10 protein-coding genes are annotated in these 13,747 nt (G+C 69.7%); 7 read left to right on the top strand and 3 right to left on the bottom strand.

All coding sequences use genetic code 11. The annotated features are described in order from the left end of the window. Positions 1-318 precede the first annotated feature (318 nt). The 3 genes from ACWIGI_RS27725 (at position 319) to ACWIGI_RS27715 (ending at position 4,681) form a co-directional block, all read left to right on the top strand. Positions 319-1,563, top strand: a complete 1,245-nt coding sequence (locus tag ACWIGI_RS27725; RefSeq protein WP_454205419.1) for a KasA/KasB family beta-ketoacyl-ACP synthase — start codon at positions 319-321, stop codon at positions 1,561-1,563. Positions 1,564-1,705: 142 nt separating this feature from the next. Continuing rightward, complete coding sequence (gene fadD32, locus ACWIGI_RS27720) at positions 1,706-3,589, top strand: long-chain-fatty-acid--AMP ligase FadD32 (protein ID WP_454205418.1); 1,884 nt, start codon at positions 1,706-1,708, stop codon at positions 3,587-3,589. A gap of 195 nt (positions 3,590-3,784) precedes the next feature. Then, entirely contained in the window at positions 3,785-4,681 is an 897-nt protein-coding gene (locus tag ACWIGI_RS27715) for a DUF5995 family protein (protein ID WP_454205417.1), read from the top strand. Positions 4,682-4,745: 64 nt separating this feature from the next. Here the strand turns inward: ACWIGI_RS27715 and ACWIGI_RS27710 are convergent, their stop codons facing one another. Continuing rightward, complete coding sequence (locus ACWIGI_RS27710) at positions 4,746-6,098, bottom strand: diguanylate cyclase domain-containing protein (protein WP_454205416.1); 1,353 nt, start codon at positions 6,096-6,098, stop codon at positions 4,746-4,748. 131 nt (positions 6,099-6,229) lie between these two features. Between ACWIGI_RS27710 and ACWIGI_RS27705 the strand changes: the two genes are divergently transcribed. Then, complete coding sequence (locus ACWIGI_RS27705; RefSeq protein WP_454205415.1) at positions 6,230-7,036, top strand: SAM-dependent methyltransferase; 807 nt, start codon at positions 6,230-6,232, stop codon at positions 7,034-7,036. A 95-nt stretch (positions 7,037-7,131) separates the two neighbouring features. On the opposite strand, the gene ACWIGI_RS27700 is transcribed toward ACWIGI_RS27705, so the two are convergent. Beyond that, positions 7,132-8,556, bottom strand: coding sequence for an MFS transporter (locus tag ACWIGI_RS27700; RefSeq protein WP_454205414.1), 1,425 nt, complete (start codon positions 8,554-8,556; stop codon positions 7,132-7,134). A 364-nt stretch (positions 8,557-8,920) separates the two neighbouring features. Between ACWIGI_RS27700 and ACWIGI_RS27695 the strand changes: the two genes are divergently transcribed. Beyond that, entirely contained in the window at positions 8,921-10,090 is a 1,170-nt protein-coding gene (locus ACWIGI_RS27695; protein ID WP_454205413.1) for a lipase family protein, read from the top strand. 34 nt (positions 10,091-10,124) lie between these two features. On the opposite strand, the gene ACWIGI_RS27690 is transcribed toward ACWIGI_RS27695, so the two are convergent. Beyond that, on the bottom strand, positions 10,125-11,183 hold the full coding sequence (locus ACWIGI_RS27690; RefSeq protein ID WP_454205412.1) for an AraC family transcriptional regulator: 1,059 nt from the start codon (positions 11,181-11,183) through the stop codon (positions 10,125-10,127). An 82-nt stretch (positions 11,184-11,265) separates the two neighbouring features. On the opposite strand from ACWIGI_RS27690, the gene ACWIGI_RS27685 reads away from it, so the two are divergent. Together ACWIGI_RS27685 and ACWIGI_RS27680 are read left to right on the top strand one after the other, a co-directional pair. Then, positions 11,266-13,008 (top strand): FAD-dependent oxidoreductase, encoded by a 1,743-nt coding sequence (locus tag ACWIGI_RS27685; protein WP_454205411.1) that lies wholly within the window; start codon positions 11,266-11,268, stop codon positions 13,006-13,008. 117 nt (positions 13,009-13,125) lie between these two features. Beyond that, positions 13,126-13,662 (top strand): TetR/AcrR family transcriptional regulator, encoded by a 537-nt coding sequence (locus tag ACWIGI_RS27680; protein WP_454205410.1) that lies wholly within the window; start codon positions 13,126-13,128, stop codon positions 13,660-13,662. Positions 13,663-13,747: the final 85 nt, after the last annotated feature.

The raw sequence follows: 13,747 nt of genomic DNA, 5'->3' as shown, positions 1-13,747 counted from the left end.
GATGGTGTAGCTCAATACCTGTCAGCCGATGGATGACGGTGGAATACGCTTTGGATGCGGCGTTCGCCGCCGTGGCGAAGGAGCCGCGGGGAAGAGTCCCGGGGGTGTCCGCGTGTCGCGCGGGGAGACTGGTCGGCTTCGCCTCGGATAATCTAGCCCAGTTCGCCGGAGATTGGCTTCACCCCCCGCCGATGTGTTCACGGCCGGGTGCACTCGCTAGCTGCTTACCAGTTCTTGACAAGTCCAGCCGAGACCAGACAAGCCCACGCGGATCGAAACCTGGTTCGCCGGAGCATTGCTACGGAGAGTGAACGACTCATGCAGACACCCAAACGAACCAAATTCCCCAGCGTCGTGGTGACTTCGGTGGCCGCGACCACCTCCATCGCCGGCGACATCGACTCGACCTGGAAGGGCTTGCTCAACGGCGAGAGCGGGATCGACGTCCTCGAGGACAGTTTCCTCGACGACTTCGGCCTGCCGGTCCGCATCGGCGGTCACCTCAAGGTCACGCCGGACGCGGTGCTGAGCCGCGAGGAATGCAAGCGCAACTCCTACGTCGAGCAGATGGCCCTGGTGCTCGGGCGCGAGGTGTGGCGCAACGCGGGCAGTCCGCAGGTGGACGGCGACCGGCTCGGCGTCGCGATCGGAACCGGTCTCGGCGGCGCCGAAATGCTCATCACCGCACGGGACAAGCTCTCCAGCGGCGGCTACCGCAAGGTCTCCCCGCTGACCGTGCAGGGCATCATGCCGAACGGCCCGGCCGCCGTCGTGAGCGTCGAGCTCGGCGCGAGGGCCGGTGTGACAACGCCCGTTTCGGCATGTTCGTCCGGTTCCGAGGCGATCGCCAACGCCTGGCAGCGCATCGTCATGGGCGATGCCGACGTGATGATCACCGGCGGCGTGGAGGGCTCGATCCAGGCGCTGCCGATCGCGGGCTTCTCCATGATGCGCGCCATGAGCACGCGAAATCACGACCCCAAGGCCGCATCTCGGCCGTTCGACCGCGACCGGGACGGCTTCGTCTTCGGTGAGGCCGGCGCGCTCATGGTCCTCGAGACCGAGGAGCACGCGCGGGCGCGCGGGGCCCGGATCCACGCCCGGCTCATGGGCGCCGGCATCACCTCCGACGGCTTCCACCTCGTCGCACCCGATCCGGAGGGCACCGGGGCGGCGCGCGCGATGACCCGCGCGATGGAGCACGCGGGCATTTCCAAAGCCGATGTGTCGCATATCAATGCGCACGCCACCGCCACCCCCATCGGCGATACCGCCGAGGCGAACGCGATCTCGCAAGCGGTCGGCAACCATGCCGCGGTGTACGCGCCCAAGTCCGCGCTCGGTCATTCCATCGGCGCGGTGGGCGCGCTCGAATCGGTGCTGACGGTCCTCAGCGTGCGGGACGGAATCATCCCGCCCACGCTGAATTTGGACAATCTGGACCCGGAAATCGACCTCGACGTGGTCGCGGGCACGGCGCGCGCCGGCACCTACGACTACGCCCTCAACAACTCGTTCGGATTCGGCGGTCACAATGTGGCTCTCGCCTTCGGCCGCTACTGAATGCACTCCGCCCGGTACAGAGTGACGTGGATCATGGGCACCTGCTAGTCTTCCCCAGCCCCAGCTACTTCTCGGGCTTCGGAGTCGATTCTTGTTCGGTGTCACTGCACAGTCATAGCTGTGAGTTGAAAAAGGATAGGGAATGATCGGCGAGACCTTCGATGACTATCTGGACGAGCACGGCAATATCAAGATCCCCAGCAACCTGACCATGATCGACCTGGTCGACAAGCACGCCGCGCAGGGGGATGAGCTCGCCTATCGCTATGTCGACTACTCACGTGAACGTGACGGCGAGTACCTCGAATTGACCTGGAACCAGTTCGGCGTCCGGCTCCGGGCGGTGGCGGCGCGCCTGCAACAGGTGACCCAGCCGGGCGACCGCGTCGCCATTCTGGCGCCGCAGGGGCTCGAATACATCGTCGCCATGTACGCGGCGGTGTACGCGGGCTGTATCGCCGTGCCGTTGTTCGATCCGGATGAGCAGGGACACTCCGATCGGCTCCACGCCGTGCTCGCGGACTGCGAGCCCGCGGCCATTCTGACCGTCGGCGCCTCCGCGGCGGGCGTGCGCGACCTGTTCCGCGATCGGCCCGCGCCGCAGCGGCCGCGCATCATCGCGGTGGAAGCGATTCCGGACAGTGTGGGCTCGGCCTGGGTGCGGCCGGACATCGACATCGACAACGTGGCCTACCTGCAGTACACCTCCGGCTCCACCCGCTCGCCCGCGGGCGTGGAGATCACCCACCGGGCCGTGGGAACCAATCTGCTGCAGGTGATCACGACCGTCGGGATCACCGAGAAGGCGCGCGGGGTCACCTGGCTGCCGCTGTTCCACGACATGGGTCTGCTGACGGTCATCCTGCCGACCATCGGCGGCAAGTTCATCACCATCATGTCGCCCAGCGCCTTCGTCCGCCGCCCGTACCGCTGGATCAAGGAACTGGCCGCGCAGGAGGACGGTGCCGAGATCTTCGCCGCCGCACCGAATTTCGCCTTCGAGCACGCCGCCGCCCGCGGTCTGCCGAAACCGGGCGAGGAGCTCGACCTGTCCAATGTGATCGGCCTGATCAACGGCAGCGAGCCGGTGTCGGTCACCTCGATGAAGAAGTTCAACGACGCCTTCGAACCGTACGGCCTGCCCAAGACCGCGATGAAGCCGTGCTACGGCATGGCCGAGGCCACGCTGTTCGTCTCGGCCACCCGCCGCGAGGACGAGGCCCGCACGGTCTACGTCGATCGCGTCGAGCTCAACGCCGGGCGCATGACCGAGGTGTCGCCGGACGCGGAAAACGCTGTGGCACAGGTGTCCTGCGGGTATGTCGCGCTCTCGCAGTGGGCGGTCATCGTCGATCCGGACACCGCGTCGGAGAAGCCCGAGGGTCAGGTCGGCGAGATCTGGCTGCACGGCAAGAACATGGGCATCGGCTACTGGGGGCGTCCCGAGGAGACGGTCGCCACCTTCCAGAACCTGCTCAAGACCCGGCAGCCGCGGGGCAGTCACGCCGAGGGCACGGACACCGACGCCATGTGGATGCGCACCGGCGACTTCGGCGCGTATCTGGACGGCGAGCTCTACATCACCGGCCGCGTGAAGGATCTGGTGATCGTCGACGGCCGCAACCACTACCCGCAGGATCTGGAGTACTCGGCGCAGGAGTCCAGCACCGCGCTGCGGCCGGGCTTCGTCGCCGCGTTCTCGGTCTCGGCCAACCAGATTCCGGCCGAGTCCGCGACCGACGGCGCCGCGCCCGATCCCGGCAACTCCGCCGAGCAACTGGTGATAGTGGCCGAACGCGGTACGGGCGCGGCCAAACTCGATCCCGAGCCCATCGCCGAGACGGTCCGCGCGGCCATCGCCAAGCGGCACGGTGTCGCGGTGCGGGACCTGCTGCTCGTCCCCGCCGGGTCGATTCCGCGCACCTCCAGCGGCAAGATCGCCCGCCGGGCCTGCAAGGCCGCTTACGTCGAGGGCACCCTGCGCGGCGGCCATCGCCAGCAGGCGTTCCCGGACGAAGCCGAATAGTATTGCCCCGCATCGCCGATCGCACTTGCGCGCGGTCGGCGATGCGACCCGGACACGGGCGGCCGACCGGCCCGCTCGCACACGGGCCGCGCGTGGTCCGCCGGGTCCGGACCCGGTCCGGTCGGCGGGCAAGGTCCGATGACGGTCCGGCGCGCGAGCCGGCGATTCCCGTCCAGGTCCGTACACTGTGCCGCCGTGTGGACTTCCGCCCGAATCGGGCTCCTGCTGGTCACGACCGCCCTGACCGTCGCCGGTGTGGCGCACCCCGCGAACGCGCGGCCGAGTCCGGCCGTGGCCGCGGCCGTCTGCGGAACCCCGCTGTCCGACACCGAACTCGACCGCGTCGCCGCGCTCTCGGACACCGGCGACCTGACCGGTGACGCGCTGACCCGGCTCGAAACCGCCGTCGCGCGCCATCACGAGATCACCGAGATCCTGAACGCGCACGGGGATCGGCGCGGGCTCTTCGGCATCGGCCTGGACGGGGTGGAGCGGGCCGCGGTCATGCCGCTGCAGCGTGACCCGCTCGCGTTCCGGGACCGGGACTACGCGCACGCCATCAGCCTGGAACTGCTCAGCCGCTACCTGGACAACCTGCACGGCGAATTCACCGGCGGCCCGGTCGAATGGCATTGGGCGCGGTACTTCGCGCAGGCCGCGCGCTGCGAGATGTCCGGCGCCCAGGTGGCCATGTCCGGCTACAACGCGCATCTCGCGGTGGACCTGGCCTACTCGGTCGCCGCGGTGAACAGCGAGATCGACGACGCGCCGGACTATTTCACGATCGTCGCGAGCATCGCCGCCGCGGGCGATGTCATCGTGGATCGGACGAAGGCGGTCTACGGCGCCGACCTCGGCCCGCTGTGGCGCTTCTACTTCGTCGGCGAGGGCCTGGATCTGCTGTTCGGCCGGGGCGTGGCCACCGAGCAGCTGCTGATCGCCGCCGACCTGGGCGCGAACGTCGTCATTTTCGGAAACGGCCTGGCCCTGCGGGATCCGGTGCTGCGCGACCCCGTCGCCGCGGAGATCCGCGCGCTGTCCGACGCCGCGGACGCGGCCTTCGGAGTGCTCGCGCAGATCCACGCGCTCTGACCACGCCGGCGGGTGCGCGTCGGGGCTCGGACGCCGGCGGACGAGCGTCGAGGGGACGTACCGCTCAGGGCTCGGGATGCAACCGCGCGCCGTGCAGGCGCGGTCCGGGCGCGCCGTGCGTGTGCGGACCGCGCCCGGCGGACTTGGCCCAGTACATGCTGTAGTCCGCAGCCTGCAGCAGGTCGTCCGCGGTCGTGTGCGCGGCGTACTCCTCGGCGACGCCCACGCTGGCGGTGATGGTGAGCCGGTGCCCGTTCACCTCGAATGGGTGGGTGAAGGCCCGCCGCACCTCGTGCGAGACCGCGTCGACGTCACCGCTGGAATCCGGTACCAGGATCACGAATTCGTCCCCGCCCATCCGCGCGACCAGCCGCCCCGGTCCGGTGACGCAGGCGTCGAGTCGAGTGGCGGCCTGCACCAGCAGTTCGTCGCCCACCGCGTGGCCGAAGGTGTCGTTCACGGACTTGAAGTGATCGAGATCGACGTAGCAGAGCCCCACCCGGCGGTCGGGATCGGTGAACGCGGCGGTGAGCGCGTCGAAGAAACGGGAACGATTGGCCAGCCCGGTCAGCTGATCGTGGTGGGCGCGGTAGTGCAGGCGCTCGCGCAGCGCGCGGCGTTCGGAGATGTCCTCCACCAGGATGAGCGTGTACTGCGGCTCGCCGTGTTCGCTGCGAATGAGCGAGACGTTGATGTTCGTCCACACCGTGCGCCCGTCGCGATGCGGGTACGCCTTCTCCAGTTGCACGTTGTCGACCTCGCCGGAGAGCACCGCGGCGTACAGCGGCCACATGGCCGGATCGTCGTCCGGGTGGGTCAGATCGGTCACCTCGAGCGCGCACATCTCGGCGGGGGTGTAGCCGAGCATGGTGGCGAAGGCGGCGTTCACCTCGATGATGCGCCCCGTCATATCCGACAGGCCGGTGCCGATTCCGGCCTGGGCGAAGACCGCGCGGAAGCGAGCCTCGCTGGCCCGCAACTGTTCCTGCATCCGGATGCGCGCGGTGATCTCGGCGACCCGCACGCTCTCCTGTTCGGCGAGCAGCCAGGCCCGGAAGGCGCGCACGTACCCGGTGGTGAAGGCGCCCAGCACCGCCGCCGCGCGCTCGGGCGCGATACCCATGTCCTGCTCGAACCAGTCGGCGAGCACGGTAACGGTGCGCCCCAGGACCTCCGCGCCCACGAAGTGCGCCCGCGCGAGTTCGGCGCCGAGTTCGGCGACCTGCCGGGCGGAGGCGCCGTTGCGCGCGGCGGCGTCCACCCGCTCGGCCAGTCTGGTCAGCAACGCGCCGGCTTCGTCCCGGCTCATGGGCACGACATGGTCGCGGGCTCCGCTGTCGAGCGCGGCTACCCACTGTTCGACCAACTCGGCGTGCGGGCCACCCTGCTCCGGCCCACCCCCGGGATCCGACGCCATGAGGGACGATGGTAGCCCGACCGGTCGGTGCCTGCTAACCCCGCCCCTATCGGCCGACTTGGGATACCATTGCGGCGCTTCAGGATTGGTTTGCGCGATGCGTGCCGGGTGCGAAGAGGGGTAGCGAGACGATGACCAGACCGAGTTGGGCTCCCGAGGGCATCGATTTGGATCGCCCCAGCGCCTCACGGGTGTACGACTACTTCGTCGGCGGCATGCACAATTTCGAGATCGATCGCGAATTGGCCCGTCAGATAGAGCTGTTCACGCCCAACGTCGCGGAAACCATGCGCGCCAACCGAGATCTGTTGCGCCGCTGCGTCCGCTACCTGACCGACAAGGGCATCGATCAGTTCCTGGATCTGGGCTCGGGCATTCCCACCGTCGGCAACGTGCACGAGGTGGCCCAGGCCCGAAACCCGCAGGCCCGTGTGGTTTACGTGGACATCGATCCGGTCGCGGTCGCGCACAGCCAGGCCATCCTGTACGACAACAAGCTCGCCGGCGTGATCCACGGCGATGTCGCGCGGCCCGATGCCATCGTGAACGATCCGCTGGTCGCCGAGCTCATCGACTTCGATCGCCCGCTGGCCGTATTGCTCTTGGGCGTACTGCATTTCGTGCCCGACGAGAGCGATCCCGCCGCCGCCGTGGCCCGGCTGCAGGACCTGTGCGCGCCCGGCAGCTACCTCGCGATCACGCACGCCACCGCGGACGGTCAGCCCGCGGAAGTGCTGGAGGCACAGAAGCTTTCCGGTCGCACCTCCACCGAGATCAGCCTGCGCGCCCGCGACGAGATCGCCGCGTACTTCGGCGACTGGACCCTTGTCGATCCCGGTCTGGTCCACCTGCCGCTGTGGCGGCCGGAGGATCCGGCCGACGTCGGCGAGCGCCCGGAGAGCTCGGGCGCGTACGGCGCCCTGGCACACAAGAACTGACCGCGCGGGATCGGATTTCGGCGCGATGTCGTCAAGGGCACTTATGGTTTTCGCCCGCCCACGAATCGTGGACGGGCGAGAACGCGGCGGGGTGCTCAGGGGCTCACCTCCCGCGCCGGGCTCGGGCGCCGGAAGGTCACCGCGGCCGCCACGGCGGCGAGTGCGGCGATCGCGGCCGCGCCGGTGAAGGCGGCGGCGAACCCGTCGGTGAGCGCGGCCTTGTCGTCCAGGCGTTCCGCGCCCGCCGCCGCGGCGACGGCGGTCACGGCGGCCAGGCCCAGCGCCGAACCGATCTGATAGCCGGTGTTCACGATGCCCGAGGCCAGCCCGCCCTCCTGCGGCGGCGCGGCCGAGATGGCGGTCTGCAGGGACGGCACGAAGGCCAGCGACATGCCGAGCGCGGCGATCAGCGAGCCGGGCAGGACGTCGAGCCAGAACGAGCCGTCCGGGCGCACGAACGACAGCCATACCAGGCCCGCGGTCAGGATCAGCAGTCCGGACACGATCATGGTGCGAGCGCCGAAGCGGGCGAACAGCTTCGGTGACAGCGCGATCATGCCGATCATGATGAGCGCGGTCATGGGCAGCAGCGCGGCGCCCGACGGGAAGGCCGAGTAGCCCAGGACCTGCTGCAGGTAGAGGTTCAGGAAGAACCACATCGGCACCCAGGCCGCGCCCAGCAGCACCTGGGCGAGGTTGGCCGCGCCCAGGTTCGGGGAGCGGAAGATCGACAGCGGCATCAGCGGGTCGCGCCGGCGGCGCTGCAGCACCACGAACGCGATCAGCAGGGCCGCGGCCAGGGCCAGTACGCCCCAGGTGGACCCGGCGAGCCAACCCGCCTCGGGCGCACGGACTATGGCGAACACGGCCGCGCCGAGACCGAGGGTGGCGGTCGCCGCGCCGAGCAGATCGACCGTGCCGCGCGGGGCGAGCGCGCCGGCCGGCAGCAGGGCGGGCGCGGCGGCCAGCGCGAGCAGGGCGATCGGAATGTTGATGTAGAAAACCCAGGGCCACGAGGCGTATTCGGTGATGAGCCCGCCCAGGAACACCCCCGCGGTGCCGCCGGCCGGGGCGGCCGCGCCGTAGATCGCGAAGGCCCTGGTGAGTTCGCCGGGGTTGCCGCCGAACAGCATCATGAGCAGGGTCAGCGCCGAGGGCGCGATGAGCGCCGCGCCCACGCCCTGCACGCCGCGCCCGAGCAGCTCGACCGTGGCCGAGCCGGCCAGACCGGCGACGAGCGAGCCCGCGCCGAGCACCGCCCAGCCGGTCTGGAACATCCGCCGTGCGCCCAGGATGTCGGAGAGCTTGCCGCCCAGCAGCAGCAGGCCGCCGAACACCACGACGTAGGCGTTGAAGACCCAGGACAGGTTCTCCTGGGAGAAGCCGAGTTCGGTCTGCATCTTCGGCAGGGCCACGCCGATGATCGAGGTGTCCATGATGACCATGAACTGGGCCAGGGCGATCAGGGCCAGGGCTGTCCACCGTCGCGCGGACGGCGGGGCCTGGGTGGGGGTGGACATGGGTGCACTCCTTCCTGTGCGCGGTTCACCGTCGGTGTGCCGCAGGGAGATTCGACTGGTCCATGTATACCCATGGGGGGTATCGTCGGGAAGCGGGATGCCTGGTGATTCATTTCATACCCCTAGGGGGTATTGAAGTCGGTTCGGAACGGCTACCGCGCGCGCGAACGCGGGACCGCCGACAAACTGACCTGTGAATGTTTGTGATTTGTCCCAGCGAGTGGGAGTGGAGCCCGCATCGCCTGTCGGAACTGCGGTTTTTCGGTATCGTGGCGACATGCCGTGCTGTCCCGGACAGTTGTTAACGTTCGGATTCGATTGTGCGACAACTGCATAGAGAGCGTTTGTGCGAGAAGGGCAGGCAATGATGACTGCGAACACCAACCGCTTCGATGAGGCGGCGGTCGGTGCCGAGGATTCCGGCGCGGCATACGGCGGGCTCGGCCCGGGCAGGCTGCTGTCCGCGGAACCGATGACCGCCCGGCTGCTGCCCGGTCTGCGACTGCCCGCCCGCGCGTGGCGCATCGGCTACACCTCCACGACCGCCGACGGCGCGCCCACCGAGGTGACCGGAACCGTGCTGGTGCCGCGCGCGCCGTGGCGCGGTCCCGGCGAACGCCCGCTCATCGCCTACGCCGTCGGCACCCAGGGCCTGGCCGACACCGTCTCCGCGGCGTCCTGGCAGTTCCGGCTCGGACTCGAATACGAATCGCTCTTCATCACCGCCGCGCTGCGCCGGGGCTGGGCCCTGGCCGTCACCGACTATCCGGGGCTCGGCAATCCGGGAACGCACCCGTACGTCATGGGCCGCCACCTCGGTCCCGCGGTGCTCGACGCGGTGCGGGCCGCGCGGCGGCTGCCCGCCGCCGGACTGTCCCCGGACGGCCCGCTCGGGATCTACGGCTACTCCGAGGGCGGCTGTGCCGCGGGCTGGGCGCTGCAGCTGCAGCCCTCGTACGCGCCCGAACTCGAGGTGACCGCCGGCGCGGTCGGCTCGGCGCCGGCGGACCTGGAAGACATGATCAACTTCCTGGACGACACCCCGTACGCCTTCCTGCTGTTCTACGGCGTGCTCGGGCTCGACGCCGCGTACCCCGAACTCGATGTGCTGCAGCATCTCAAGCCGCAGGGCCGGCTGCTGGCGGCGATCCTGCGCCGCACCCACGCGGTCCCCGCCGCCGTCGCGGGCATCGGGCTCGGCGCGCTCATCCCGACCAAGGTGTCCACCTACTGCTATCGCCCGCCGTTCGAGGTGCCCGAGGTCCGGGCGCGCCTGCTGGAGAACAAGCTCGGCGCCATCGCACCCGCCGCGCCTGTCCTGGTCGCGGGCGGCACGTCCGAGCAGATCATCCCCTATCCGCAGGCGGTGGCGCTGGCCGACAGCTGGCGCGCGCTGGGGGTCGAGGTCACGATGCTGTCCATGTCCAAGCGCGAACACCTCACCGGGGCTTTCGCTTTCGCGGGACCCGCGATGCGTTTCCTCGCCGAGCGATTCGCCGACGCGCGATCGGTGGCGCTGCCGCGCGGGGCCTGAACGGCGGCCGCGGGAGCGCGGGCGCCCCGGCCGATCACATTCGGCGGTGGGCGCGGCGATAGGCGGCGGGCGTCGTGCTCGTCCAGCGCTTGAAGGCGTGGATGAACGGCGTCGCCTCGGCGTATCCGAGCCGGATGGCGATGTCGTCGACCGACAGCGGTGTGGCGGTGAGCATTTCCTCGGCCAGCGCCTGGCGGACCTCGTCGAGCAGGGCGCGATAGCTGGTGCCCGCGGCGACCAGGTGCCTGCGCAGGGTGCGCGGGCTGAGGTTGAGATCGCGGGCCACCGCCTCCAGGGTGGGCGCGGTGCTGAAGCCGGTCGCGCCCGCCCCGGGCAACAGCCGGTCGCGCACCTCGGCGGCGATGCCCGTGCGGGCGCTGCGGCGGTGCAGCAGATCGCGGCACTGGGCCACGCACAGCGCCCAGGTGGGCTGATTGGCCTGGGGGAGTGGCTGTTCGAGCAGATCCGGGTCGATGCCGAAAATCGTGTGCGGGCGGTCGAAGCGCGGTGGTACGCCGAACAGCGCGGCCAGCCGCCGATCCTGATCGGTTGCGGGGTAAGCGAATTCGGCGCAGGTGAAGTTCACCCGCGCACCGAGTAGATCGCTCATGACCCGGTGCATGGCGACCACGTCGCGCTCGACCAGGAACCGCTGCACGTCGGCCGGAATGGTGTCGTGGTGAATCCAGGTGATCACCTCGCGCGGCCGGGTCTCCACGATCGGCGTGCAGAAGGCGAACCCGAGCCGGTAGTACCGCAACGCCAGCGAAATCGCTTCGCGCAGTGTGGGACTGGTGACGCAGGCGTAGCCGAAGATGCCGAAGGTGCTGATGCGGTAGCGCAGGCCGACCTCGACCCCGAGCGCGGGTACCCCGGCCAGTGCCCGGGTCAGATTGCGCACCACCGCCAGTTCGGCCTCGGCGGGTATCTGCGCGTCGGCGTCGGTGAGTTCCCGGGCGCCGACGCCGGTCCCGCCCAGGATGGTCTCGGCCGCGACACCGTGCTCGGCCGCGAACTCGACCATGACCGCGACGCTGGCCGTCCCGCGGGGGAAGTTCCAGGTCCGGACTTCCGGCTCTTGCACGGTACTCATCCCCCGATTATGGCCGAAACTATGGATTCTTTGGCCACCGCTCTTTGCCGGACGCATTCGTGCCGGTCGTAGCGTTGAGCGCATGCGATTCGACTACGACGTCATCGTCATCGGCTCGGGATTCGGCGGCAGTGTGAGCGCCCTGCGGCTGACCGAGAAGGGCTACCGGGTCGGCGTGCTCGAGGCGGGCCGCCGCTTCGGCGACCACGAATTCGCGCAGACCTCCTGGCGGGCTCGCCGCTTCCTGTGGGCGCCCGCCCTGGGCTGCTACGGAATTCAGCGCCTGACCCTGTTGAAGGACACCTTCATCATGAGTGGCGCCGGGGTCGGGGGCGGCTCGCTGGTGTACGCCAACACGCTCTACGAACCGCCGGACAAGTTCTACGCCGACCCGCAGTGGGGGCACATCACGGACTGGAAGTCCGAGCTCGCCCCGCACTACGACCAGGCCAAACGCATGCTGGGGGTGACGACCAACCCGGCCACCACCGCCACCGACCGGGTGCTGCGCGACGTCGCCGCCGACATGGGTATCGCCGACACCTACCGCAGCACCCCGGTCGGGGTGTTCTTCGGAGGGCCCGGCCGCCGCCCCGGTGAGGACGTGCCCGATCCGTTCTTCGGCGGCGTCGGCCCGGATCGGCGCGCGTGCACCCACTGCGGTGAATGCATGACCGGCTGCCGGCACAACGCCAAGAACACCCTGGTGAAGAACTACCTGTACCTGGCCGAAAAGGCCGGGGCCGCGGTGCATCCGCTGACCACCGTCACCGATGTGCGGCCGCTGCCCGGGGGCGGCTTCACCGTCGCGACCGTGCGCACCGGCGGCAAGGTCCGCAGGCGGCGTCGCGAATTCACCGCCGAGCAGGTCATTTTCGCCGCCGCGTCGCTCGGCACCCAGCGGCTGCTGCACCGCCTGCGCGATCGCGGATCGCTGCCCGCGGTCTCGCCCCGGCTCGGCTACCTCTCCCGCACCAATTCCGAAGAGCTGCTGGCGATTCGCTCCCGCGTCAAGGGTTCGGACTTCACCAAGGGGGTGGCCATCACCTCCTCCATCCACCCCGACGCGGACACGCACGTGGAACCGGTCCGCTACGGCCGGGGCAGCAACGCGCTGGCCCTGATGACCACCGCCATGGTGAGCGGCGAACCGCCCCGGGTACGCGCCTGGTTCCGCGAATTGGCCCGCAACCGCCGCGATCTCGTCAAGATGCACAACCCCCGCCGCTGGTCCGAGGAGATGATCGGCCTGCTGGTCATGCAGTCGGCCGACAATTCCATCACCACCTACACCAAACGCGGTCTGCTCGGCCGGCGCATGACCACCCGGCAGGGCGAGGGAGTGCCCAACCCCACCTGGGTGCCTGCCGGGCACGAGGTCGCGCGCCGGGTCGCGGACAAGATCGACGGCATCCCGACCGGCTCGTTCACCAGCAGCATCTTCAACGTGCCGATGACCGGCCACTTCCTGGGCGGCTGCCCCATCGGGGACGCCCCGGACACCGGCGTGGTGGATCCCTATCACCGCCTGTACGGCCATCCGGGTCTGCACGTGATCGACGGTTCCACCATCTCGGCCAACCTGGGCGTGAACCCCTCGCTGACCATCACCGCCCAGGCCGAGCGCGCTATCTCGTTGTGGCCCAACCGAAACGATCCTGATCCCCGCCCCGATCCGGCCGAGCCATACCGCCGCCTGGCCCCGATCGCGCCCCGGTCCCCGGTGGTCCCGCCCACCGCCCCCGCCGCCCTGCGCCTGTCGATCACCCCGGTCACCCCGAGCGTCCCCGCCGGGACGGCGCCGGGTCCCGGATCCCAGGTCTAGGCCCGCTCGCCCCCCGGTGTGCCGGTGATTCGCCACCGAACTCCGCGCAAACCCTGGACGAACCGGTTCGCCGTGCCGAGGATGGGACGGATCGAGCGTCTATCCGGAGGAGTCGATGTGGCCGAGCAGCGCGTGGATTGGCTCGCGGGCGGGGTGCGCCGGTCGATTGCCGGCGAACGCATCGCGCGCATCGCGGGCGAGCTGTTCCTGGCGCGGGGGTTCGATCAGGTCGGCATGGACGACGTGGCCGAGGCGGCGGGCTGTTCACGGGCGACGCTGTACCGGCATTTCCACGGCAAGCCCGCGCTCATCGACGCGGTCATGGCGAACTCGGCCACCGCGGTGGTCGAGCGGGTCGCGGCCGCGGTCAAGCGCTACGAGGGCTCGCGCCGCATCGTCGAGGCGATTCTGGTCTCGGTCGCCGCGGTGCGCGCCGATCCGGCGCTCGCGCGCTGGTTCGCCGACCGCACCGGCGGCAGCGACGAGGTCTTCGCCACCTCGCCCGAACTGGGCCGGATGGCCACCATGCTCACCGGCATCGCACCCGATGACGAAGCCGCGCAATGGATCGTGCGCGTGGTGCTGTCGCTGCTGGTGTGGCCGCTGCCGGACGCGGCCAGTGAGCGCCGCATGGTCGAACGATTCGTGAGCTGACCTCCCTTGCCGAGTGTCTGAGACAGTTCTACACTGAGGTGACATCGAACACCCGGTACCAGGTACTCGGTGTTGCACCAAGGAT

This window comes from Nocardia sp. NPDC055321 (assembly GCF_053645575.1).
The sequence above is the reverse complement of the archived record's forward strand: the minus strand, read 5'-3'. Positions and strand labels throughout refer to the sequence as shown.

Excerpts from the sequence above, each read along its gene's own strand:
- ACWIGI_RS27695 (WP_454205413.1), top strand. The coding sequence starts at position 8,921 with ATGATGACTGCGAACACCAACCGCTTCGATGAGGCGGCGGTCGGTGCC.
- ACWIGI_RS27685 (WP_454205411.1), top strand. The coding sequence starts at position 11,266 with ATGCGATTCGACTACGACGTCATCGTCATCGGCTCGGGATTCGGCGGC.
- ACWIGI_RS27705 (WP_454205415.1), top strand. The coding sequence starts at position 6,230 with ATGACCAGACCGAGTTGGGCTCCCGAGGGCATCGATTTGGATCGCCCC.
- ACWIGI_RS27725 (WP_454205419.1), top strand. The coding sequence starts at position 319 with ATGCAGACACCCAAACGAACCAAATTCCCCAGCGTCGTGGTGACTTCG.
- ACWIGI_RS27710 (WP_454205416.1), bottom strand. The coding sequence starts at position 6,098 with ATGGCGTCGGATCCCGGGGGTGGGCCGGAGCAGGGTGGCCCGCACGCC.
- ACWIGI_RS27700 (WP_454205414.1), bottom strand. The coding sequence starts at position 8,556 with ATGTCCACCCCCACCCAGGCCCCGCCGTCCGCGCGACGGTGGACAGCC.
- ACWIGI_RS27690 (WP_454205412.1), bottom strand. The coding sequence starts at position 11,183 with ATGAGTACCGTGCAAGAGCCGGAAGTCCGGACCTGGAACTTCCCCCGC.
- fadD32 (WP_454205418.1), top strand. The coding sequence starts at position 1,706 with ATGATCGGCGAGACCTTCGATGACTATCTGGACGAGCACGGCAATATC.